Source organism: Enterococcus sp. 125944, from assembly GCF_051909435.1.
Taxonomy (GTDB): Bacteria; Bacillota; Bacilli; order Lactobacillales; family Enterococcaceae; genus Enterococcus_D; species Enterococcus_D gallinarum.
Genome location: NZ_JBQASY010000004.1, coordinates 120284 through 142822, shown reverse-complemented (window position 1 = coordinate 142822; position 22539 = coordinate 120284). Strand labels below are relative to the sequence as shown.

Below are 22539 nucleotides of genomic sequence, written 5' to 3'. Positions count from 1 at the left end.
TCAGCGGATTCACTCTTTATTCTTAATAGGTATATCCACGAACGATGCCGGATTCTTCAAAACCGGTAGAGAAACCCGTTTGTCGGAAAATCGTCTGGCCATTTTCTATCAACGTCAGCAAAATCTCCGTACTGGCACTTTCCCGAATAATTCGATTCATCACACCATCCGTTGGTGCCATCAAGGAATGGCCCTCTTTTTCTGCAACTTCAATCGTTAGTTCAAGCCCTTTTTGCCTAACAATAATCACTAATCGACCTTGTTTGCGAGTCACAGAATCTAAGCGGGCACCATAATACGTTGCCAAGCGATATTCTTTATCCCCTATTTGTAAGACTGAAATAATCCCTAAAAAAGCCGTTCCTAAAAAAGGAATGTCTGCTGCTGAGAAAAAGAATCGGACATCAGGCGCTTCAAATTGATTGCATTGCGCCCAAAGATAGGCAGCGGGAAACGATGTTCCCCAGTCTTTTTCGAGATACCCGATTCCTTCAGAGAAATCAAGTGACTGCTCATTCCATAGCAAAGTTCCCGAGAGGCTATGAGCCATACTTAAAATACCATGGTAGCATTCCATAAATGAAAGGTAGGAAAATGGCCCCATAATACTTGGGGCATAGCGACTCCGAGATATTGGATGAAAGGCACCGTAGGTCAATGTGCCTTTAACTGATAATTCCGCACTCTCTAATGATAACGAAATTCCCTGTTCGCTAAAGTGATTCTCCCCGATCTTAATTAATAACTGATCTTCAGCAGCTGAAAATTCCGCTTCACTAAAAGGAAAATAATGAGAGCCTTCATGGCTGATCACTTGAATAAATGGCTGTTTTCTTCCATCCGATTCAATCGATAGCCCCGGAATAAATGCATACACCTCATCCCCAATTTGATGTTTGAAATACCATCCTTCAAAAAATGCAGCTTTCTTCGTATTGCCATGAAAAAAAAGATCTGTTGTAATCGCCATACATTCCCTCCATTCAGCTATAACTAGTGTAGCATGAATGGCATAAAAGATGGGTTATGACGTTTTCACCAATCCAGGATTGTAAGATCTACGATTTTTCTGTTCGTATTCTCGATCACGGCTTACTTATCTTTTGCAGAACGTCTGGTCCAAAGGATATAAACAGCAAAAGCTGCCACAAGCAATGCAATCAACAGCCCTTTAAACCGATTATCATTTGTCAAATTCTCTTTGGAGGCCCATCGTTGAAGGATTCCAAGTATAACGAAAATCGTTAGCATAAAGGCGACGGGATAAAAGTCTTTTTCCTTGCGCAAGAAAATCAAGGCGCAGGCAGCGACTAATAGCACCAACATTAGCACCATATCCATTGGATAAGATAACGTCACCACAAAAAGGTTAGGGGTATATAGATTCAGTAAAACCAAACCACCAATCCAGACCATCGCTATCACCCACAAAACCAGAAATTTCTTTAACTTACTCTGAAAAAAACCTTGCTTTAAATAAATCGTTTTTTGCACCCCAAAGAAAAAGAGGATGACCAAAACGACTGAAAAAACAGCAGTTGTCACATAAGAATAAAGATTTAACTGCAAGACACTATCAGAAGAAAAGTCATTAAACAGTTTGACCAGCCATGAGACGCCGACCATAATATAAATCAAATTCAACTGATCGATCAAACGGCTTTTAGGTGTGTTACGCAACAGCTCATCTGCCATTTCTTTAGGATTTTTCCCAAAATATTCTTCTGCTGTTTCACCATGATTTTGGGCTTCAAGTAAATCATTGGCTATCTCATAGACTTGAGCAACCACAGCATATTCATCTTGAAACAGGCTAGAAAAAAGTAAATACTCTCTCAAATCTTCAAAATATTTCTGATTGCTTGCTGACAGTTGTTTTGAAATCTCATTTGTTTTGTCTCGGTAATAAGCTAGTTGTTTTTTCTTATTCATTTTCTCACTCCTCCATTATTCCTGCTACTTTGTTTACTAAGCTTTCCCAATGCTGTTTAAAATTGACTAGATACTCTTCTCCAGCTTCGGTCAATGAAAAATACTTCCTATCGGGTCCATCTGGTGATTTTTTTAGTTCTGATTTAATCAGATGCTGCTTTTCCAATTTTTGGAGCAGTGGATAGACGGTACCGCCAACGATCGTTTCAAAACCATATCCTCTCAATTCTTGTACAAGCTCGTACCCATAAATTTCTTTTTTTGAAATAATCTGCAAGACACATCCATCTAAGACGCCCTTTAACAGTTGCGTTTCTCTCACGACATTCACCTCCACGAATCATCTCCTACTAGTATGTTTTACCTATTAGTTGATTTGAGTATATCAAAAAGCATCTAGTATGTAAAGCATACTAGTTAAAAAAATAAAAACACAGTACGTGTAAACATACTGTGTTTTCGATTATCTTTTGATTCCTCGCCCATAGGAATCATTATAAGGTTGAAATGAGCGATCGTGGAGCTGGGTAGCGGCATCTGCCAACCAGTGAATATTTCTAATCAACGCTCGTCCTTGTAAAATTAAATCCGCTTGCTTGGTTTGCAGAATGTGTTCACATAAATTAGGGTTATCCAGCATCCCAACGGTAGCCACTGGGATCTTAACAGCTGCTTTCATAGCTGTTGCAAAAGGTGTTTGATACCCTTCATAAACCGGGATCGTTGGCTTTCTATCTAACAAACCGCCCGTAGAGATATCTAAACAATCAATCCCATCTGCTTCAAGCCACTGTCCAATTTGTTGCCATTCTGTGATTGAATTTTGTTTATCCTCTGTTTCATAATCGGTTAACGACAACCGCATCCAAAGTGACCCATCAAAGACAGCTCGAACCGCTTGAACAATTTCTTTGACGAAACGATAGCGGCTTGCTAATGATCCGCCATATTCATCTGTCCGCTGATTCACGATTGGTGAGAGAAATTGATCAATCAAATATCCGTGAGCTCCGTGCAATTCAATCATGTCTACGCCAGCAGCTTGCGCACGTTTGGCTGCTGCCACAAAGGATTCTTGGACACGATTGATTTCAGCAAGCGTCATTTCGTGAGGAACAGCATAGCTTTCGTTAAAGCGAACGGCGCTAGGTGCTATTGGGTAACCTGCATCCGCTGCTTTGCGCCCAGCATGGTTCAACTGAAGCCCCACTTTGCTACCGAAACCATGAAGCAATGCAACGAGTTTTGATAACTCAACTTGTTGCGCTTCATTCCATAAACCAAGATCATTCTTGGTGATTCGTCCATCTGCTTCCACAGCAGTTGACTCAATGATCAGCAAGCCAACTTTACTTAATGCACGAGCACCATAGTGAACAAAGTGAAATGGCGTGGCAATCCCATCCTCTTTTTTCACTTCATACATGCACATTGGTGAAAGGACAACACGATTCTCTAACGATAACCCCGCCAGTTCAACTGGCGATAATAGTAATGACATACTGACATTCCTCCGCTACTCATTAAATTGCATTTTCTGCTTGTTATCAGTATAGTTGTTACACATAGAAATACAAGCAGAAAGAGTTTGTTTTTTTGAACATGAATCAAAGAACAGTAGGCGAATAGACCAAAAGTCAATTTACTTTGCTGAAAACTACAGTCTCCCGTTAGCTAAGTATGGAGTTAGCCTTTATTATTTAAAAAAAAAAAAGAATTGCTGATTAATAATTCTATCAGCAATTCTTTTCCCTATAGTTATTATACAGGAAAAAACGAGTAAAAAACAGACTAGTATTTTTGCCGCCACCTCGTATAATGAAACATACTCTGGGAAATGGATGTGAAAACAGATGGAAAAGCAACGCATATTAGAGAAACGTCATTTATCTTTTGTTTATCAAAAATTGGTCACTCGAAAAAAAGCCCTACGCTCTTTTCTGGATAAAGGCTACGCAAGCCATTTGCAAGACCTCCAAACAATTGGCACGGATATTCGACTCAATTTTGATAACTTGTCAGACAGTCTGGAAACTTATGCTGCCATTGAGAGCAAAAATCGTGAAATTGACCAAATGAATCTGAGTTTGCAAACAGCCGAAAAAGAACTGGCAGCCGTAGAACGTTTGCTCCAGTCACCCTATTTCGGGAAAATAGTCGTTGACTTTCTTGATGGTGAATCCGCTGAATCCTTTTATATTGGCATCAGCGGCTTTGCAGATGAAGATAGTCATAACTTAGTCTATGATTGGCGCTCTCCAATCGCTGAGCTTTTTTATAACAATACGTTAGGGGATTCTTCTTACCAAGTCAATGAACATGAAATTGCTGTATCTATTAAAAATAGACGGCAATTAATTGTCGCTCATGATAAACTGATCCGCTTTTTCGATACTTCTGTCGCGATCCAAGATGATGTCTTATTGACCGCACTAGAAAAGAACGACGGCAAAAAAATGCGCGACATCACAGCATCCATCCAAAGAGAGCAGAATGCAGTCATTCGTGACCAATCAAGTCAAACCTTATTGGTCAATGGAGTAGCCGGTAGTGGAAAAACCTCAGTTATTATGCAACGGGTCGCTTATTTATTGTATCAATACCGTAGTCAGATCACATCTGACAATGTACTGATCCTTTCACCCAATCAAGATTTTATCCACTATATCTCAGATGTCTTGCCTTCATTAGGTGAAAAGAATCCTTTAAATCAGACGATTCGTCAATTTTGCTCGTATTTGCTGCAAGAAGCAAATACAGTTCCTTTAGAAAATGAGGAAGCCTATTTTTCCCGTTTACAAGAACCTACTTCTTTTCAAACAGAAACGCTCCGCAGCAATGAGTTTGTGGCCTTTCTGCAAGAATCAGCCAGCAAGACAGCCCTGATCGAACCTTCGTTTCACTCAATCCTTCGAAAGGGTAAAGTCGTTATAGCCAAAGAAAAGATTCAGTCAATCTATCAATCTACACCACAACTCCCTATGATCGAGCGATTGCAAGCAACCAAGAAACGATTAATAAGTGAGTGGGAGTCACAATTGATCAGAAATGCCAAAAAGAACCACTTGCAAGATCAAGTATTAGCACTTTCTGAACAGCAGCAGCAACGATACTTTGGTCATTTGATCGAAGACGACTCTCCCTCCAGTATTCAAAAGTATACTGAACAATTATTGCGAACGAGGTATCAAGTCGTTGATGAACAATTGAAACAGAATAGCTGGATCGATGAGGATCAATTTTTAGAACACTATTATACGGCGTTCACCCAACAGCCTTATCTGAAACATTCTACTATCACGTTAGATGAAGCAGTAATTCGTTTATTCAACCGACACCTATTTATCGAGAAACTTCCTGTACCCTCGCTGGCTTTTTTGCTGATCGATGAAATCCAAGATTATACACCCGCTCAGTGTACGCTGTTATTGACACTATTTCCCCGAGCAGCCTTCACCATGGTTGGGGATGAAAATCAAGCAATTTTTAATTCTGCGATTGATTTTAGAGAGATTCAAGAAATCTTTGAGGCTAACAATCGATCAGTCACACGCTATGACTTACGAACTAGCTACCGTTCCAGTGGTGAAATTACTAAATTGTTTGCAAAGCTTGCCAACCATACAACTATGTCGATCATGCCTGTTCGCCCGGCCGGAGAGCCTCCTCGATTTATTCGTTTTGAAAACGAGTTGGAATGGCTGGCAACTATCACACCTTTCATAAAAAAGGGAAGGCAATATACGATACTGACAAAGAGCCATAAGGAGGCTGCTTTTTTGGAAGAATATCTCAAAGGACAGACAAATCAACTCCCCTTTCCTGTTTATTCGATTGACATCGCTAAAGGAAGAGAATTTGATCATGTCATTCTTTATGACGTTTCAAACGAACAATTCTATACAACACAAGACAAGCGAATATTGTATACACTGCTGTCCCGTGGCATGGAAAGTATGCTGGTTACTTATAAAAAAGAACTTAGTGCCTTTTTCTAATCCGAAAACCATTGATTCTTGAATAAAGCCCAGAATAAAACTACTGCCAGATCCAGCACTTAACAACTAAGTTTTTTTAGAAAAAAGTACCTTTTTATCTATTTGAGCAAATGCATCTGCCCAGGCTTAGGATAAATGAAGTTTCACTTTATTTACCCTAAGCCTTTTTGACTTGTCCCTTCAACCTCCGACTCTTCTTCGTTGATCCGCATCCCTTTGTGACAATCTTACTTGTCTTCTTCTATGATCTTAAAAACGTAGATGCAAAGATTTCCCATGGGATTAGAATTAGACGGAATAATTTCGTCACAACATTTGTCCAATAATTGAAATTGCAGCGATCGTCAACCCTGGAAGCTCGTGTCAATTGCTCCAATTCAATTGTTTTATTCAAGCGCGGAAGGCTTTTTTACATAAATTTTAACAACAGTAGAGCATTGAAGCCCAACTGTCAGTTGGAATAGTTGGAGCAGCGTCCGCTATTTGCAGATACAAAAAAACCACTAATGACGAATCATTAGTGGTTAAATCTATTGATTAACGATGAATGTAAGTATAACCGGATGCATTCATTGTTGCTGTGTTTGGTCCTGTAGGTGAAGGGAAGCCCATTCCACCTTGAGAGATCGTAATGGTGTTGCTTGCAGGATCATAAGATTCTACATAGGCTACGTGTCCATACGTACCATCTGCTGTCCACTCTCCGCCAACGGATTGGCCTGCGGCAAAGACAACAACTGCTCCAGCGGCTGGTGTTCCATTCACTGTGTATCCATCAGCTGCTGCTGATGCACCCCATTGGGCACCATTTCCCCAGTAAGTACCAACCCATGGTGCGCGATTTTTAACATACCATGTACATTGTCCTACTGCATACATGTTACCTGATGATGAGTGGTCTTTACCACTACCACCGGTATTGACTGTAGAATTATTGCTGTTATTTGTATTTGATGAAGAACTGTTTGATGAATTTGAACTATTACTTGATGAACTTGAGCTGCTTGATGATCCAGCAGTTGCTGTTTCAACAACAGAAGTATCTGAAGAACTTTCTGTCTTCGTTGTACTTGTTTGAACATCTTCTGTAACAGCTGCTTTTTCTTGCGCTTCTTTCAATGCTGCTGCCTGTTTTGCTTCTTCTGCTTTTTTAGCAGCCGCTGCTTCTTGTTGAGCTTTCAAGACACGTGCTTTTTCAGCTTCCGCTTCTTGTTTTTTCTTGTTCAACGCATCTTTGTCTTTTTCAGCTGTTGCTTGTTCAGCAGCTAAATTAGCTTTCAACACATTCAAGTCTGCTTGTTTTGTAGCCAATGCATCTTTTTGATTTTGCAGCTCAGCTTGAGTTGCTGCTACTTCTTGAATTTTGCTTTCATTTTCTTTTACTTTTTGTTCAACATCTTCTTTGTCGCGTTTTTGCTGCTCAACTAGATCATTGTTGGCATTTACGATTGTTGTCATGGCTTGTACTCGACCAATAACATCCGTCAAAGAATCTGCTTCTAGAACTGCATCGATAAAGTTTGTGCTTTGACCATTTACTTGCACATCGCGTGCTTGTTTTTTGATAGCTTCTTCTCGTTTTGCGATACGTAATTTTAAAGTGGCAATTTTATCTTGCAATTTTTCTGCTTCTTTACCTAGTGCAACTTGTTTAGCTTCTAAGTCACTGACTTTTGCACTCACTGAATCAATTTCTGCTTCTAGAGAATCGATTTGTGATTGAGCATCTGCTTGTTGTCCTTTTAGGGAATCGATTTTTTGATTTTGTTGTTCGATTTGATCATCAATGGAATCTGCTGATACTAATCCTGGTCCTGCAACTGCTGTTAATGTTAGAGAACACACCATTAATGCTGATAACAAACTTTTCTTCACTCGTTTTTCCTCCGACTAGCGCTTTTTGTGTAAATTAGTTGTCTTAATAAAAAATTTACTTAATATAAGAAAATTTAAAGTTCGATTTAACGACAAATGAATTCTAACATAAGCATATGACATACAGATAAAAGGAATGTTACAAAAATGTTTCAAAGACAATTCTTATCAGAAATATTCTTCTATGCTAGCTATAAAGCTTGATAAAACAGCATTTTTAAAATGTTTTTCAAAAAAAGAAATCGATAAAAAAGCGCTTTTTTATTTTTCAGGTAGTCCAAAAACTCCTGAAAAAACCGAAAAATTTGCTTTTTTACAGCGTGAATCCCCTTTTTTCTCTCTTTTGGCTCTCTCTTTATCCGTTTCTTTTTTCATTAAAGAAGATACCGTGTACGCAAAATACTTGATCCTTTCTAAGTGACAAGCAAGTTTTCTCTTCCTATAATAGGAAGAATACCACTCGAAAGGAGGAAGCATCATTTCCAAAAGAAAAATAATTATCTGGATCAGTAGTGCATTGGTTTGCGGCTTACTTTTGCTTGCTCTTTGGACGACCAAAAAAGCGAACAGTGTGTTGCAGCAAGATTCAAAAAGCGAATTTTGGCTGCTAAGCGATGTTCACTTCCTGTCGTCAGCACTTCACGATAATGGTATAGCCTTCAACCAGTTTGCTGAAGGTGCCGCTGGTAAAGAAATGCGCTATCAGAAAGAAAGTTTGGAAGCTTTTGTTGCTGAAGCCCTAGAAAAACGGCCAACAGGAGTGATCTTGACAGGGGACATGACATTGAATGGAGAGAAAGCAAGTGCAGAATCTCTCGCCGAGTTATTGGCACCATTACAAGAAGCTTCGATCATGGTAATGAGTTTGCCCGGCAATCATGAGATTTACAATGGTTGGGCCAGAATTTTTGATGGGGATAAGGAATTTTATGCCGATCAAATCAGCCCGCAAGATTTCAAAGATATTTTTTCCGAAGGCTACGAGAAAGCTGACAGTGTTGATCGGACCTCATTAAGCTATAGCATCAATCTCAATGACCAGTATCGCTTAGTATTACTTGATTCATGTATTTATGAAGAACAAGTGAATTGGAACCAGCCAACTACGAATGGCCGCTTGAAAGAAAGCACCTTAGAATGGCTGAAGGATCAACTAGAAGCAGCTAAACAACAGCAGCAGACACCACTTCTCTTCATGCACCATAATCTTCTGGAACATAATTCATTATTGAAAGAAGGTTATATTTTAGATAACTCGGCGCAATTGCAGCAATTACTAACTGCTTATCAGGTACCAGCGATTTTTTCTGGACACATCCATATCCAAGATATTACAGAAGGCCCCTCTGGTATTCAGGAAATTGTCACCGGCTCTTATTCCACACAAGAACTTGGCTATGGGGTCGTAACACTTACTGATAAAACGATCAACTACGAAAAAAAGGTGATTGATTTGGACCAATGGGCTGCTAAGAACAAGCGGAAAGATCCTCAACTTTTGCAGTATAGCAACTATCAAGCAACCATCTTTCAACAAGATACAACTAAAATGGTGCGCCAACAGCTCGCATCTGTTACTGAATTGACAGAAGAACAAATCAACACATTATGTACATTTATTGCAAAGATGAATGCAGCGTTATTTACTGGTGACGACGCTTATTCGCAAGAAGAAAAAGAAACGATTCGACATTCTGAAGAATACCAGCTGCTGGCAACATATTCTTATTTTCTAAAACAATATGTTGACTCGCTATTGGAAGATAAGAGTCCAGATAATGCGCTGACACTTCCCATAAAATGAACGATAGCCTTCCTGTCATAAGACGGGAAGGCTATCTAACGATGCAATATTTATTCTTTGAAAGTTGAAGCAGACTATTACTACTATTATTTATTTCTCATTTAAACGATGCAATCCCTAACCTCTACTGCATCCTTGTAACTCTGAAGTTACGCCAGTTTTGAATAAATTTCCTAAAAACAAGATAACGTTGGTACAAAAATATTTCTCGTATTCAATCAGTATAACACATTTTGGCAAAAATGTCGTCAACAGACTTCCTCTCTCCATTCTTGTGTAGATTTAGCTTGGTATTCTTTCCTTAACAGGCAACATCACTTCAAAAATCTGCTGTTCTTTTTGATCCGTGGATACATCATCTTGCCACATCAGTTCCCAGATATCTCCATCTATCTGTAAATTAGCTGATTCCAGATAGGCTTTGAATCGTTTTGTAAAATCTTTTAAATGATGGATCTCCCCTCTGACGAATCCCGACACATAATTTCCTGCTGGTCTACAAATAATTGCCTGATCCGAGTACAGAGGCAGTCGTTCTTTGGGAATCATCACTAATGCACGGTAAGGCGCTTCATGGATCGACTCTTGATCGAATGCAGATCCTTCTACTAAATAACCGATGGGGTAGCCACTAAATAAATCCTTGTAATCTAAATAAGGATAAAAACGTGAAAAAGCCTGAAAGACCGAAGTCTCATCATACTCATTGATTTCTTCAGAAACAGCAAAATATTCTTCTGACCGATAACTATAAGTCATATTGGTAAAATCGGCTGTCTGCACTTTTTCAAATCGCGAAATGAACCGATCCAAAACGGCTTTATGTTCCTCTAGTTCCGTTATTTTTTGATCTACTTCTTTACGACGGACAATCAACTCTTTTTGCATCGTCTCAGGATTGCGGTTTCTTAGAAATGTTTGGATTTCCTCTAAGGACATATCCAATGCTCGCAAGACCAAAATCACATCTAATTCCGCACACTGTTCAAATCCGTAATAACGATACCCGTTTTCACCGATCTGTTTAGGTTTGAACAGCCCGATTTGATCATAATAAAGCAGTGTACGACGACTAACACCGCCATAAGCCGCAAGTTCACTGATGGTCAAAAATTTTTTCAAAAAAAATGCCTCCCTCCTATTGACTGTTACGTTACGTTACAGTTTATTCTAGCACAGAACGACGTAATTGGAGGGAATTTTTATGAAACAATTAAAACAATTTTTTTTCACCGAAAAACGCCTATTTCTAGGTACTTTTTTATTTATGCTGATCCATTCTTTCGGGACACTTTTTCTTCCCTATTTTGTAGCCAAGATCATTGATGATGGCATTTTAAAACAAGACCAATCAGCTATCATCCGCTATGGGGGCTGGATGCTGGCTGTTGCACTAGGAACTGGTGTGATTGCTGTCAGTGCTAGTTATTTTTCTGCCCATCTAGCAGGGAAGTTCGGACATCATCTTCGGATCAAACTATTCAACAAAATACAGGAGCTTGCGATTTCTAGTTTTGAAAAATATGGTACACCAACCTTGCTTGCAAGAACAACGAATGACATCAATAACATTCAACAAATCTTGATGATGGCTTTACAAATGATTCTTCCCGCTCCACTGATCATTTTGGCTTCGATTATTTTAACAGGTAGTGTATCTTGGCGAATGGTGTGGATCCCTATTGCAGCGATTGCTTGTTTCTCGATCGTCGCACTTTTCGTCATTTATCAAGCAATCCCTTTGGCAAAAAAAACGCAGAAAAAAGTAGATACTATGATGCGGATTTTGCGTGAAACCTATACAGGCGTACGGGTGATTCGCGCCTTTGACAAAGCTAGTTTCGAAAAAAAGCGGACAGACCAAACCTTTGAAGGGTACGCAAAAGTGATGATCCAAGTCAATCGTTTATTCGCTGTTTTGAATCCAGCCGTACACTTTTTCATGGGGCTGTCCATTCTAAGCATTTTGGGATTCGGCGGTTTCCAAAGTCTCTCAGGAAACCTGCCCATCGGCAGTATCACTGCGATCATCGAATATACCGTTTTGAGCCTTTGGTTTTTGACCATGGCAGCAATGGTGATCGTCATGATCCCAAAAGGATTGACATCCTTGCAGCGGATTGAAGAAGTTTTGTCTGAAGAAGAAACGATGACAGACGGTCCACAGCCAATCTTGCCAAAAGAAAGCTCATTAGTAGCTGCCTTTCATCATGTCTCCTTCACCTATGCTGGGGCAGAGGAACCCGTACTGGAAGATATTGATTTTGAGATCCATCGCGGACAGACCACTGCGATTGTTGGCGGCACCGGATCAGGAAAAAGTACGATCGCCAAAGCACTTTTGCGGTTAAAAGACGTTTCTAACGGCTCAATCACATTATATGATCGTGATATTCGAGAAGTCTCACAGGTCGCACTACGATCATTTATCAGCTATGTTCCTCAAAAAGCATTGTTGATCAGTGGATCGATCTGGGACACATTGACTTTCGGGATTGTCAATCCCGATCCGCAACAAGTAGCACAGGCCGTCAAAATCGCGCAAGCAGAGTCGTTCATCGAAAGTCTACCCGATGGGATCGACAGTCACGTTGCTCAAAAGGGCAGCAATTTTTCTGGCGGCCAAAAACAACGTTTGAGTATAGCGCGTGCATTAGTAAAGCCCGCTCACATTTACTTTTTTGATGACAGTTTTTCGGCCCTTGACTATCAAACAGATGCAAATTTACGGCGAGCATTAAAATCTTATGTCCGTGATTCAGCCGTAGTGATCGTGGCACAGCGTGTTGCAACTGTCATGGATGCTGATCAAATCATCGTTCTTGATGAAGGAAAAATCGTCGGAAAAGGGACCCATTCAGAACTGATGGAAACCTGTAGCACCTATCAAGAATTTGCGGCTTCGCAAGGAATAGGAGGAGAAAAAAATGAGCAAAAAAATAACTGATGCACCAAAAAATTTAAAACATACGAGCATGCGGCTCTTACAATTATTATTCCAGCAAAAAAGCCGCTTCGGACTGATTTTGATTTCTGCTCTCTGCTACGCGACACTTATGACAATCGCACCATTACTGTTGGGTCAAGGATTGGATAATCTCATCACTTTGCTTCAGCAAGGAGGCTGGCAACCAAGTGAATTCTTGCAAGTCATCAAATGGCCACTGCTCCTTCTAGGGATCTCCTGGCTGATGATTAGTCTATTTTCATTTTTACAAGAATACACAATGGCAAGTGTCAGCGAAACATTGACCTTAACCCTCAGAAAAGAATTGACGCACAAGTTTAATCGGTTGCCGGTACGATTTTATGATACGCATCAGACAGGCGATATTTTAAGCCGAGCAATTCTAGACCTGGATAAAGTCTCTGAAGTCCTTCAAGTCGGATTGATGCAACTCATTACAGCCACTCTCAGTATCTTATTTGGTCTTGGTGTGATGTTTTGGCTCAGTCCATTATTAACTGTAGGGATTATCATTATCCTACTGATAAGTGCTTTCGCTACCCATCGACTGGCTCAGCGAAATTTGGTTTACTTTTCAGAAAATCAGACAACATTGGGAGCAGTCGGTAGCCGGGCAGAAGAGTTTTATACTGCCCATTTATTGATCAAATCCTACAATCAGCAATCTGCTGTCGCTTCAGAAATGCACGAATTAAGTGAAAAGCAATTTCATGCTTTTCGTAAAGCACAATTTGCTAGCTATGCGATCAATCCGTTCATTCGCTTTATCAACCAAATCGGGTTTGTCGTAAGTGCTGTGATTGGTGGAATGATGGTAATCAATGGACAGTTATCCATCGGGTTGATCCAAGCCTACTTGCAATATACCAATCAAGTTTCCGAACCGATCACACAAGCTTCTTATATTATTAATACGTTACAAAGTGCATTAGCGTCATTGGAACGGATCTTTGAGATTTTGGATTATCCAGAAGAAAAAGAAACCCAACACCCTCTTGCAGTCCCAGAAGAATTGTCGGGGAGAATCGATTTTGAAGATGTTTCTTTCGGCTATTCTCCAGATAAATTATTGATGCAACATGTGAACCTACAAGTTGCACCTAGACAGACAGTAGCCATCGTGGGGCCTACTGGGGCCGGCAAGACAACTTTGATCAACTTGCTGATGCGCTTCTATCCACTGAATGGAGGCAAGATCCGGATCGATCGCTACGATATGACGGATTTCTCAGCCACAGACATTCGCAAAAAATTTGGGATGGTTTTACAAGACACATGGTTGTTTGAAGGAACGATTGCAGAGAATATTGCTTACGGCAAAAAAGATGCAACGAAAGAGGCAATCATTGCCGCCGCAAAAGCAGCACAATGCGATCATTTTATTCGGACACTGCCGAAGGGCTACGAGACGATCATAGGATCCGAAACCGAACTATCACAAGGTCAGCAACAACTTTTGACGATTGCTCGTGCAATTTTGGCAGATCCAGCTATTTTGATTCTGGACGAAGCGACTTCCAGTGTTGATACCCGAACCGAACAAATGATCCAAACAGCAATGGACACATTGACGAAAAATCGAACAAGCTTTGTCATTGCCCATCGCCTCTCCACGATCAAGAATGCTGATTTGATCCTTGTGATGGAAGCAGGACAAATCATTGAGCAAGGCAAACATGAGGAACTGTTAGCAAAACCTTCATTATACGCCCAACTCTACAATAGTCAGTTTGCCAGAAATTGATTAGAATTTTTGTCACGTTTCATCTAGAGATCAAAAAGCGGAGGCCATCGCCAACAAAAAAGACTGCGTCTAGTATACAGCCGCAGTCTTTTTTTGAGATTCATTGACTCATTCCTTCATTTTTCCTTGGAGATCACCAGGTCAAGAAAATAATTTCCGGAAATGAATTTTTTACTTTAAAGCAAAAAAAGAAGACCATTGCCGGTCTTCTTTTAAAAGTTGTTATTATGCTTTAACGATGTTTGTTGCTTGTAAGCCACGTTGGCCTTCTTCAACGTCGAAAGTCACTGCTTGACCTTCATCTAAAGTTTTGAAGCCGTCGCCTTGGATAGCTGAAAAGTGTGCAAATACATCATTGCCATCTTCACCTGTAATAAATCCAAAACCTTTATCTGCATTAAACCATTTTACTGTACCGTTATTCATAAACGTATACCTCCATATTACACATCGTGTGTGTTTATTTTTGTAATAGAAAATGATGTGTAATTGAAGTGCGTATCAAAAGATAAACAAGTATTAACATATCAGAACTTTACTTTTATAGAATACCATGCCAGAAGAAAAATAGCAATGATAATGCTGCTTTTCTTTTTCGATACTCGTAAAACCTTAAGTTTTCCTTGGCAACAGCTTTTCTAATCCTGTCTCTAGCTCTTTTACCACCTTATTCCTTTCACATATCCTTTGCGCTTTGTAGAATATTTGTAGAACACGCGACGCTTTTGCGTACATAAGAACATGTAAAATAGCGAATTCTAAGACAGTGCTATCTAGGCTATGGTTTCAAGTACAAGATTCAACGCCAATCGATACTTGCCTCTTGCAGAAACATGCACCGAACAATTCTTTTATTTTATCAAACTTGTCTCTGGAAACATTAAGGAAATTTTTAGCCTTTTTTTTATTCTAGTTCTATTTAAAATTATTTAAAAGTAAAATTATTTAAAAGTTAGTAGAGAAAATCCCTAATGACTCGCTGAAACGTAAATTGATTCATAGATGTCCTTCTCATCCCTGTAAAGATAATTTCCATTAAAGCTGCCTTTCTCATAAATTTTTCTTTCTTGAAACTGGATTATGATATTTTCAGTAAGAATTGCTTGATATTTATTAAATTTCTCCTCATTTATGTTTTTTGTTTCACAAACTAAACTCCTCTATGGTATAATCATTTTGTTTTTAAGAAAACTATGGGCATACAAAGGAGAAGGTAACATGAAAAAAACAAAAATCACTTTAATCGCTGCTTCATTGCTAATGGGAGGAACTCTTCTAGCTGCATGTAGTTCTGATAACAATACAACTGCAAGTTCATCCACTGCTGCTTCAACTGCAACAACTGCATCAACAGATGATGTTGTTTCAACAGCTTCAGTAAGTGACCAAACTTCAGTCATTGAAAAAGCATTGAGCGCAGACGGTAACTGGATCGTTGCTGTTACAGACAACATGACTTTCGACAAAGATTTGACAGTTGACGGCGAATTCCATGACAAAGGGGACGCTGCAAATGATATCTACCGTAAATTTGCATTGTACTCTCAAGATGAAAACCGTACAGTAACTGCTGAATACACTGTAACTGTTCCTAAATTAGTTGTTAACTCAGAAAACTTCAACATCGTTAACGGTGTAGTGAAAGGCGACATCGAAGTAAATGCAAAAGGCTTCGTATTGAACGGCACTAAAGTTGAAGGAAACATCACGTTCGCTTCTAAAGAAATTCAAGATTCAGCAACACTTGATAAAGAAGGCGCATCTGTTACAGGTGACGTGAAAGTCAGCGAATAATTTTTTACTGTTTTCTTTGTGAAAAACACTTTCGAAAAAGGAACCTTGGATTTGATTTTATTCATCTCCAAGGTTTTTTCTGTGTTTTTTTATTCTCTGTTTTATCGTTGTTCCCACTAACTTTGTGTAAGTAGCTACAAAGATTTTCTGATAATCTAAAAAATTCCTCCCATCGTTTTTCACTCTGACGCACACTTGCCAAGAATGTTTGACGATAAGAGGATTTTTTACTTCTTGCCGATTAACTGCTTAATTCAATGCTACTCACTCTTCAATAGAAGCCCATTTGTAATCATATTGCGCACCTGCACCATGAGAAACGACTCCTTTGACTTTTGGCGCCCGCAAATGGGCTTCCACGTTTTGGTAAACAGGAATGACACCTTGTTCTGCCATAATGATTTTTTCTGCTTCTAGTAGATCTTGCCAACGAGCTTCAGGATCTCCCGCATGGGTTGAAGCAGCGGCATTCACTGCTGCATCATAATCTGGATTACTCCAACGACCACGGTTATAGGAATTTCCAGTAACAAACAGATCTGTAAAGCTGCTGGCATCTGCATAGTCGGCCCCCCATCCGCCCATTACAACATCAAAGTCGCCGTTGTTGGAACGATCTAGCCGAACAGAAAAAGGTACCGGACTCAAGCTGACTTTCACACCATCCAATGTACTTTCGATTGCACTTTGGACATACTCGATCGCTTTTTTAGTCGAGTCGGTATCAGAAGCCAAGATTTCAAAATCTAATGAATCGATTCCTAAAGCTGCTTTGGCTTTTTCCCAGTGTTCTTTCGCTTTGTCTTCATTGTATTCGATCACACTGCCAGCATCTTCAACAAAATCTTTGTTATCCGTCGGGCTGAAAGTCATACCTTCTGGAATCAATCCTGTCGAAGCTAGAGATCCGTCCCCCAGAATGGAGGATACAAGTGCACCACGATCGATTGCATAAGAAATTGCTTTTCGCAAATCTTCATTACGGAATGGAGAATTTTCTTCTCGCTGATTCAATTCGATATAAGAGGTCCGGGCCAAAGGCTCTGAAACAAAAGCTTCCTCATTTGCCATTTGCTGCGCCAATTCTCCTGTTAAGATCACATCGTCTGCTTGACCATCTTGGAATAGATTCAACGAAGTCGCAGATTCTTTGACAACACTGACATTGATGGTTTGTAATTTAACATTTTCTTGGTCCCAGTACTGATCATTCTTTTCGTAGGACCATTCCGTATCTGTACCCGGTCCATCAAATCCTGTCAAAACAAATGGGCCATTGTACACAGAATTATCACTGGTCGTTGCATATTGATCGCCTTTTTCTTCAACAATTCCTTGATTTTGCGGGAAGAAAGATGGGAAAGCGAGTAAATAATCAAAATAGGGGGTTGCTTTTTCTAAAGTAATCTCTAATTCGTACTCACTGACTGCTTTGATCCCTAACTCGCTAGGATCTGTTTTTCCTGCAGTGATCGATTCAGCATTCTTGACTGGGGCAAACAAATAAGCGTATTCTGAGCCTGTTTCGGCTTTTACTGTCCGTTGCCAGCCGTAAACATAATCCGCAGCTGTTACAGGATCACCATTCGACCACTTAGCATCTTCTCGCAATTTCAATCGGTAGATCAATCCATCTTCACTCACTTCTGCGAGTTCAGCAGCTCCAGCAGGTTGCGGCTTACTGTCAGCATCCAAACGATACAATCCTTCATAGACATTATTCAATGCACTGAAGCTGATCGTATCAGTTGCAAGAGAAAGATCTGCACTAGGCATTTCTTGCTGGACGACAACATTGAAGATCTGTTCCGCTGCTGCTGTTCCATTCGAGGAAGTACTTTCTCCTGTGTTACTCGTGCCTCCTGTCGTACATCCGGCTAATAAGACACCACACACTGCTACCAATCCAAAGGCCCACTTTTTCATTTTCCTCTTCCCCTTAAGTTCATAATTTTCAGAATTTTCTGAAGTTGAATTTGATTTTAATCAATAATTATGATAATTGCAAGAGTTTTTCCCTCGTTTTTTTCAAAAAAGATTAAAAAAAATTTCTTTTTTTCATAAATAATTAATCTACAACCTTTATGTTCTCTTTCAAACAAGAAAAAACTGTGATACGCAAGAGCATCCTATCAGCTCCTTACGTATCACAGTCAAACAATTATCAAGCTTCCATTTTGTAGCTTTCTCTACTATTCTTACGATCTCTTATCACACTAAGAATCGTAGGGATCGCACCAATTGCAGTAAACAGATAGACAAGAGCTAGGTTCCCATAGTATTGACTAGCTTCCAAATAACCTTCTCTTAGCAAGTCAGGCAATATCCGAAATGCATAGAAATAATCAACATCGGTATAATAATTGGCTACACTGATAGACCAATCAATCCGATTGCCTAGATAAACCATGATGACCATAATCAAAACACTACCGATGATGCCTTTGTTGCTCAGCTTTCCGCCAAGAAGTTCATACCCTTTTAAAGCACAGACAGCCATTGCAATACCTGATAATGCCGCTACATAACCTAATTGGCCAAGTAAAATAATGACACCGACCCCAATCAGTGAACCTATAAATGCACCAACTATCCCAGCCAGCCAATTTTCTTTCTTCTGATTCTGCTCATGCAGGCTAGCAAGCATCGCTTCATTTTGCTTTTTGAAACAAGCACTGCAAGCGATCACTGGCAGCCCACCTATGCTGTAGGTATCTATTGGCGCTTCCGATGTTCCGCAAAACTGACAGACAGTTTGATAGTGATTTTCTTTAAGAAAATCAGTGACTGTATCTAGACCAGCAACCAATTTTTCTTTGGTTTTGGCAACAGTCATTGCCCCTCGGAATGTATAAGTGACTTGGTAACCTTGTACAGAGCAGTCCAATATGTCTTTGGAATCAGTCACTACTTGTCTCACTTGCTCTGAGCTAGGTAGTTCTTGGTTTTTGCTGATCGAAAAAGTTGCTGCGAAAGAATAACTATTATTATTCAATTGTGTCAATATAACTTTATACGAACGATACGTACCGTAAATCACACCCATTTTTGGATCTACCGACAACCCCAACGTCTCCGCAAAACTAGATAATGTTTTTACGAGCTTCTTATTCATTTGTCCTCCTTATAAACGATAGATTATAACAAACGTTATAACTTTGAGTGTAAAATAGAGGCTAAAATTGTGTCAAAAGATACGTTTGTGTATTTTGTAACACGATTTGTTTTCTTTAAGCGATTCCCGATATTACCATCTGCTGGCCTTCAGGAAGTGATCGATAAGACAAATTTCTGAAGAGCAGCTGCAACTCCACTGTCTTTATTTGAAAGTGTAACGGCATCCGCCTGTTCCCTGACTCTTCGTGGTGCATTGGCCATTGCGACCCCTACTCCAGCTTTTAGTATCATAGGTAAATCATTGAAGTTATCTCCTATTGCCAACGTTTGCGCTAGAGGCACGTTGTAATAAGAAGCCAGTTCCATCAATGCTTTTTCTTTTGAAACTTCTCGATGCGTGACTTCTAAGTAATTATCTTTTGAAAGGTAAAGAGCGCTCGTCTTCAAAGATTGCTTTTCCCAGTATCCTTTTACTTTTTGGATCTCAGCAGACGTACCGATCAAAAGTAATTTATGAACGGGTATTTGCAAGGACTGTACTAAGGCCAATAAATCTGCCTCCTGCGGTACCTCCTGCGTGATTGCGGCTTCTTTTTTTACCCATTCATCAAGACGATCCACATACCAAACTGTATCTGAATAAAGATTGATAGAAACTTGTGAGAAGTGTGTTCTTGTCTCGCTGATGATTCGCACAACTTCTTTGATTGCAACTTCATGACTTGAGATAGGCGGAGCAGAAAGATTTCCGTTTGCCAGAACTAACGCGCCATTGTAACAAGCCAAAGGATACTCGCTGATTCCTAACGCTTCAGCTAAGTGCTGCATCCCTTTTGGTGATCGTGCAGATGCTAAGACAAAAGGAATTTTACTTTCTTTTAATCGTTGCAGCACCTGTTGTAAGTTTGGGTCAATCTGATGGGTATCATCTAAAATCGTTCCATCAATGTCGCTTACGATTAATTTGATTTCTCTCGTATTCATTTGTGCCTCCTAACTTTAGCTATGACTTTCATTCGACTATCTTCATCCTCAAATTCGCCTAAGGATGAATCCAATTAGCGTGATTTTTTGATTCGTAATGCTTGATTCTTCGCTAAATAAAATGGACGCAAATAAGCGACTGTGTTTGATAAAAGTAGAACATCGGGAGATAGTTGGATGTTCAAGCAGTTTTCGAGATATTCTTTGCGTTTCGTGATACGTTCCCACAATTCTGGATAATCGGCTTTTAATTCTTGTCGCAGTTCTTGATCAGCTAATGCAATACATTCTTCCGCACTGACACCAGTATACTCAGGAACAGATGGAATGATATCTACTTGGAACATCATGCCGCTTTCTAAAGGTGTAAGAGAGTCCGCGTAGATTGGTGAAGACATCCACTCATCATCCGAAACCAGATGTCCAGGATTCAAATGCCAGTGATAACTCTTTTTTGGCAGAACTTCTTCAATCAATCGATACATCTCGCCACCCGTTTGGTTGATTCGAATTGCTTCCAACCAAGTGGTGATCGCCTGGTAATACGGTTTCACGACACGTTCAAGGTAATCTTGTTGTTCAGCCGGCAATTGACTTGCTTCTGAGACGACAAATCCCGTGCGGCTGGAGAGTCCCCCTTTATAACCAATCGTCATTGAGAAAGGATCACCCAAAGCAATTCGTTTGTGCGTTGGATAAAGATTGGCAAATTCAAATCGTTTACCGCTAGCAGCGATTGGCACCACAGAAGGCATTTGTCCCTCTGCCAACAAATATGCCCCAATTTCGGCTTCTTTTTTGCCAACTTCAATCGCATTCATCGCACTCAAAATACAACGAGAAGAAAGGTTAGCCCCATATTCATAATGAGCGATCTCATTGGCATTGTTGTGACTACGGCTTCCTTTTTCACCAATCAGCAAATAAGCAGCATTTACCACATGACATGTCCTTGTGACTGCCCGTTTGACTGCATCTACGATAAAATAAGGAACATCAAAGAGTGTGGCTGGATCTTCGTGATGCGTCGTGAACATCTTCCACCCAATGATGCCAATTTTTTTCTTCTCTTTAAACCTTAAAGAAGAAAAAACAGAGGATAGTGATTTTTCTCCTGTCATAGGCTGATTCGGCAGCGAAAACTGCGGGTAATGGACTAGCTCTGCCGCTATGCGGGAATGAGCCTGCAGCTTTAAATTTTCATTTCCCAAAATGAGTGTTGCGGCGCCAGTTTTATCTAGAACCAATAGTCCTTCCTCGAATCTTGGTAGGAATCCTGTCAGATATTCAAAGTTGCTGCCATGTTCTTTGTCTGCATAGATCACCAACGTGTCAAACTCTTCAGCAGCCATTCGCTCTAAGACACTTTGTTTGCGCTGACTCATGGTCGCATCACTTAAAAAAACTGGAGCGACCTCTTCAAAAATAGGTGGTTCTGGTAAAATGGCTAATTCAATCGCTTTTTTCATGATTAAGACTCCTTCTGATTTACTCTGTTACATAAATGGTCACATTCGCTGCGGCAAGTGCTGCTTGTAACTCGATGTCTGGTTGTTGATCGGTGATTAAAAGATCGATCTCCGGCAGATCACAGACTTTAAAAAAACCAGTCGTTGCTAACTTTGTATGGTCAGCTACTGCAATGACATACTCTCCTTGTTTCACCATCTGACGCTTGACCATGCCTTCTTCTTCCGTATGGATAAATACGCCTTCTGTAGAAAGGGCAAATACTCCTAACAGTGTGTAATCTGCCTGAAATTGGGCAAGTTTGGCAACAGTATCCGCACCATATAAAAATAATTGTTCTTTGTCTAATCTTCCAGGCAAAACCGTAATCGTACTCTGTTTTAGCGCTGCCAATCGTTGGGCATGAGTCAATGAATTAGTAATCGCTTGAAGAGGATAATCTGACAGTTCATTGATCACCGCTTCTACAGTTGTCGATGCATCAAAAATAATCGCAGCTGGCTGTTTGATCCAATGAATAGCTGCTTTAGCAATTTTTGCTTTTATGTCATAAAATTGCCCGGCGCGAGTTTGATAATCATAAATCACGGCTGCAGGGTTCGTCGAAACCGCCCCTCCGTGGGTTCGTTTAAGTACGTGCCGTTTTTCTAATTGAATCAGATCACGACGAATCGTATCTTTTGATACGGATAACAACTTGGACAATCGTTCAATCGAAGCACTTTGCTCAACTGCTAGCACTTCTTGGATTTTAGCTAGGCGCTGTTCCACAAACATCTCTCTGTCATTCCTTTCCACTAAAAAATACAATGCAAAAAATTGCTAAACAATGCAAAAAGATGCAAACGATCTT

Annotated in this window: 18 protein-coding genes; 6 read left to right on the top strand and 12 right to left on the bottom strand. The window is 40.0% G+C overall.

Annotated features, from left to right (window positions below; all coding sequences use genetic code 11):
• Positions 1–22: 22 nt before the first annotated feature.
• The 4 genes from ACTFWY_RS05510 to ACTFWY_RS05495 all read right to left on the bottom strand — a co-directional run bounded on the left by ACTFWY_RS05510 (position 23) and on the right by ACTFWY_RS05495 (position 3433).
• Entirely contained in the window at positions 23–970 is a 948-nt protein-coding gene (locus ACTFWY_RS05510) for a tocopherol cyclase family protein (RefSeq protein ID WP_311828262.1), read from the bottom strand.
• Positions 971–1092: 122 nt separating this feature from the next.
• A complete protein-coding gene (locus tag ACTFWY_RS05505) occupies positions 1093–1932 on the bottom strand; it encodes a hypothetical protein (protein WP_103300268.1) in 840 nt (279 codons plus the stop codon).
• A 4-nt stretch (positions 1933–1936) separates the two neighbouring features.
• Positions 1937–2254 carry a PadR family transcriptional regulator gene (locus ACTFWY_RS05500; RefSeq protein ID WP_311828261.1) on the bottom strand — a complete coding sequence of 106 codons (318 nt, stop codon included), beginning with the start codon at positions 2252–2254 and terminating at the stop codon, positions 1937–1939.
• Between the two features lie 141 nt (positions 2255–2395).
• Complete coding sequence (locus tag ACTFWY_RS05495; RefSeq protein WP_003125693.1) at positions 2396–3433, bottom strand: oxidoreductase; 1038 nt, start codon at positions 3431–3433, stop codon at positions 2396–2398.
• A gap of 352 nt (positions 3434–3785) precedes the next feature.
• Between ACTFWY_RS05495 and ACTFWY_RS05490 the strand changes: the two genes are divergently transcribed.
• On the top strand, positions 3786–5930 hold the full coding sequence (locus ACTFWY_RS05490) for a HelD family protein (RefSeq protein WP_311828260.1): 2145 nt from the start codon (positions 3786–3788) through the stop codon (positions 5928–5930).
• A gap of 537 nt (positions 5931–6467) precedes the next feature.
• Here ACTFWY_RS05490 and ACTFWY_RS05485 read toward each other — a convergent pair.
• On the bottom strand, positions 6468–7805 hold the full coding sequence (locus tag ACTFWY_RS05485) for a CHAP domain-containing protein (protein WP_081132112.1): 1338 nt from the start codon (positions 7803–7805) through the stop codon (positions 6468–6470).
• Between the two features lie 184 nt (positions 7806–7989).
• Between ACTFWY_RS05485 and ACTFWY_RS05480 the strand changes: the two genes are divergently transcribed.
• Together ACTFWY_RS05480 and ACTFWY_RS05475 are read left to right on the top strand one after the other, a co-directional pair.
• Positions 7990–8226 (top strand): hypothetical protein, encoded by a 237-nt coding sequence (locus ACTFWY_RS05480; RefSeq protein ID WP_347093564.1) that lies wholly within the window; start codon positions 7990–7992, stop codon positions 8224–8226.
• 96 nt (positions 8227–8322) lie between these two features.
• Positions 8323–9609 (top strand): metallophosphoesterase, encoded by a 1287-nt coding sequence (locus ACTFWY_RS05475; protein ID WP_311828258.1) that lies wholly within the window; start codon positions 8323–8325, stop codon positions 9607–9609.
• A gap of 282 nt (positions 9610–9891) precedes the next feature.
• On the opposite strand, the gene ACTFWY_RS05470 is transcribed toward ACTFWY_RS05475, so the two are convergent.
• The gene (locus ACTFWY_RS05470) at positions 9892–10731 is read right to left on the bottom strand and encodes a MerR family transcriptional regulator (protein WP_103300264.1); all 840 of its coding nucleotides are present in this window, start codon (positions 10729–10731) and stop codon (positions 9892–9894) included.
• Between the two features lie 82 nt (positions 10732–10813).
• Here ACTFWY_RS05470 and ACTFWY_RS05465 point away from each other — a divergent pair, with 82 nt between their 5' ends.
• Together ACTFWY_RS05465 and ACTFWY_RS05460 are read left to right on the top strand one after the other, a co-directional pair.
• Complete coding sequence (locus ACTFWY_RS05465) at positions 10814–12556, top strand: ABC transporter ATP-binding protein (RefSeq protein ID WP_103300263.1); 1743 nt, start codon at positions 10814–10816, stop codon at positions 12554–12556.
• Positions 12537–14321, top strand: a complete 1785-nt coding sequence (locus tag ACTFWY_RS05460) for an ABC transporter ATP-binding protein (RefSeq protein WP_103300262.1) — start codon at positions 12537–12539, stop codon at positions 14319–14321. The genes ACTFWY_RS05465 and ACTFWY_RS05460 overlap by 20 nt, the downstream gene beginning before the upstream one ends.
• 225 nt (positions 14322–14546) lie before the next feature.
• Here ACTFWY_RS05460 and ACTFWY_RS05455 read toward each other — a convergent pair whose 3' ends face one another.
• Positions 14547–14747 carry a cold-shock protein gene (locus ACTFWY_RS05455; protein WP_003125681.1) on the bottom strand — a complete coding sequence of 67 codons (201 nt, stop codon included), beginning with the start codon at positions 14745–14747 and terminating at the stop codon, positions 14547–14549.
• Positions 14748–15539: 792 nt separating this feature from the next.
• Between ACTFWY_RS05455 and ACTFWY_RS05450 the strand changes: the two genes are divergently transcribed.
• Positions 15540–16115, top strand: a complete 576-nt coding sequence (locus ACTFWY_RS05450; RefSeq protein ID WP_005470607.1) for a polymer-forming cytoskeletal protein — start codon at positions 15540–15542, stop codon at positions 16113–16115.
• A gap of 264 nt (positions 16116–16379) precedes the next feature.
• Here ACTFWY_RS05450 and ACTFWY_RS05445 read toward each other — a convergent pair whose 3' ends face one another.
• From ACTFWY_RS05445 to ACTFWY_RS05425, 5 genes are all read right to left on the bottom strand, one after another.
• On the bottom strand, positions 16380–18041 hold the full coding sequence (locus ACTFWY_RS05445; protein WP_138371129.1) for a peptide ABC transporter substrate-binding protein: 1662 nt from the start codon (positions 18039–18041) through the stop codon (positions 16380–16382).
• Between the two features lie 238 nt (positions 18042–18279).
• Complete coding sequence (locus ACTFWY_RS05440) at positions 18280–19230, bottom strand: hypothetical protein (RefSeq protein ID WP_003125678.1); 951 nt, start codon at positions 19228–19230, stop codon at positions 18280–18282.
• A gap of 149 nt (positions 19231–19379) precedes the next feature.
• Entirely contained in the window at positions 19380–20216 is an 837-nt protein-coding gene (locus ACTFWY_RS05435) for a Cof-type HAD-IIB family hydrolase (RefSeq protein ID WP_081132117.1), read from the bottom strand.
• Positions 20217–20290: 74 nt separating this feature from the next.
• Complete coding sequence (locus ACTFWY_RS05430) at positions 20291–21685, bottom strand: M24 family metallopeptidase (RefSeq protein ID WP_081132118.1); 1395 nt, start codon at positions 21683–21685, stop codon at positions 20291–20293.
• Positions 21686–21704: 19 nt separating this feature from the next.
• Positions 21705–22463: a DeoR/GlpR family DNA-binding transcription regulator gene (locus tag ACTFWY_RS05425; RefSeq protein ID WP_223132481.1), complete on the bottom strand. Its 759-nt coding sequence runs from the start codon at positions 22461–22463 to the stop codon at positions 21705–21707.
• Between the last annotated feature and the right edge of the window lie 76 nt (positions 22464–22539).

Bases quoted from the DNA above. Each gene is read 5' to 3' on its own strand.
- ACTFWY_RS05510 (WP_311828262.1), bottom strand. From the start codon at position 970: ATGGCGATTACAACAGATCTTTTTTTTCATGGCAATACGAAGAAAGCT.
- ACTFWY_RS05505 (WP_103300268.1), bottom strand. From the start codon at position 1,932: ATGAATAAGAAAAAACAACTAGCTTATTACCGAGACAAAACAAATGAG.
- ACTFWY_RS05495 (WP_003125693.1), bottom strand. From the start codon at position 3,433: ATGTCATTACTATTATCGCCAGTTGAACTGGCGGGGTTATCGTTAGAG.
- ACTFWY_RS05490 (WP_311828260.1), top strand. From the start codon at position 3,786: ATGGAAAAGCAACGCATATTAGAGAAACGTCATTTATCTTTTGTTTAT.
- ACTFWY_RS05480 (WP_347093564.1), top strand. From the start codon at position 7,990: ATGCTAGCTATAAAGCTTGATAAAACAGCATTTTTAAAATGTTTTTCA.
- ACTFWY_RS05465 (WP_103300263.1), top strand. From the start codon at position 10,814: ATGAAACAATTAAAACAATTTTTTTTCACCGAAAAACGCCTATTTCTA.
- ACTFWY_RS05460 (WP_103300262.1), top strand. From the start codon at position 12,537: ATGAGCAAAAAAATAACTGATGCACCAAAAAATTTAAAACATACGAGC.
- ACTFWY_RS05455 (WP_003125681.1), bottom strand. From the start codon at position 14,747: ATGAATAACGGTACAGTAAAATGGTTTAATGCAGATAAAGGTTTTGGA.
- ACTFWY_RS05450 (WP_005470607.1), top strand. From the start codon at position 15,540: ATGAAAAAAACAAAAATCACTTTAATCGCTGCTTCATTGCTAATGGGA.
- ACTFWY_RS05445 (WP_138371129.1), bottom strand. From the start codon at position 18,041: ATGAAAAAGTGGGCCTTTGGATTGGTAGCAGTGTGTGGTGTCTTATTA.
- ACTFWY_RS05440 (WP_003125678.1), bottom strand. From the start codon at position 19,230: ATGAATAAGAAGCTCGTAAAAACATTATCTAGTTTTGCGGAGACGTTG.
- ACTFWY_RS05435 (WP_081132117.1), bottom strand. From the start codon at position 20,216: ATGAATACGAGAGAAATCAAATTAATCGTAAGCGACATTGATGGAACG.
- ACTFWY_RS05430 (WP_081132118.1), bottom strand. From the start codon at position 21,685: ATGAAAAAAGCGATTGAATTAGCCATTTTACCAGAACCACCTATTTTT.
- ACTFWY_RS05425 (WP_223132481.1), bottom strand. From the start codon at position 22,463: ATGTTTGTGGAACAGCGCCTAGCTAAAATCCAAGAAGTGCTAGCAGTT.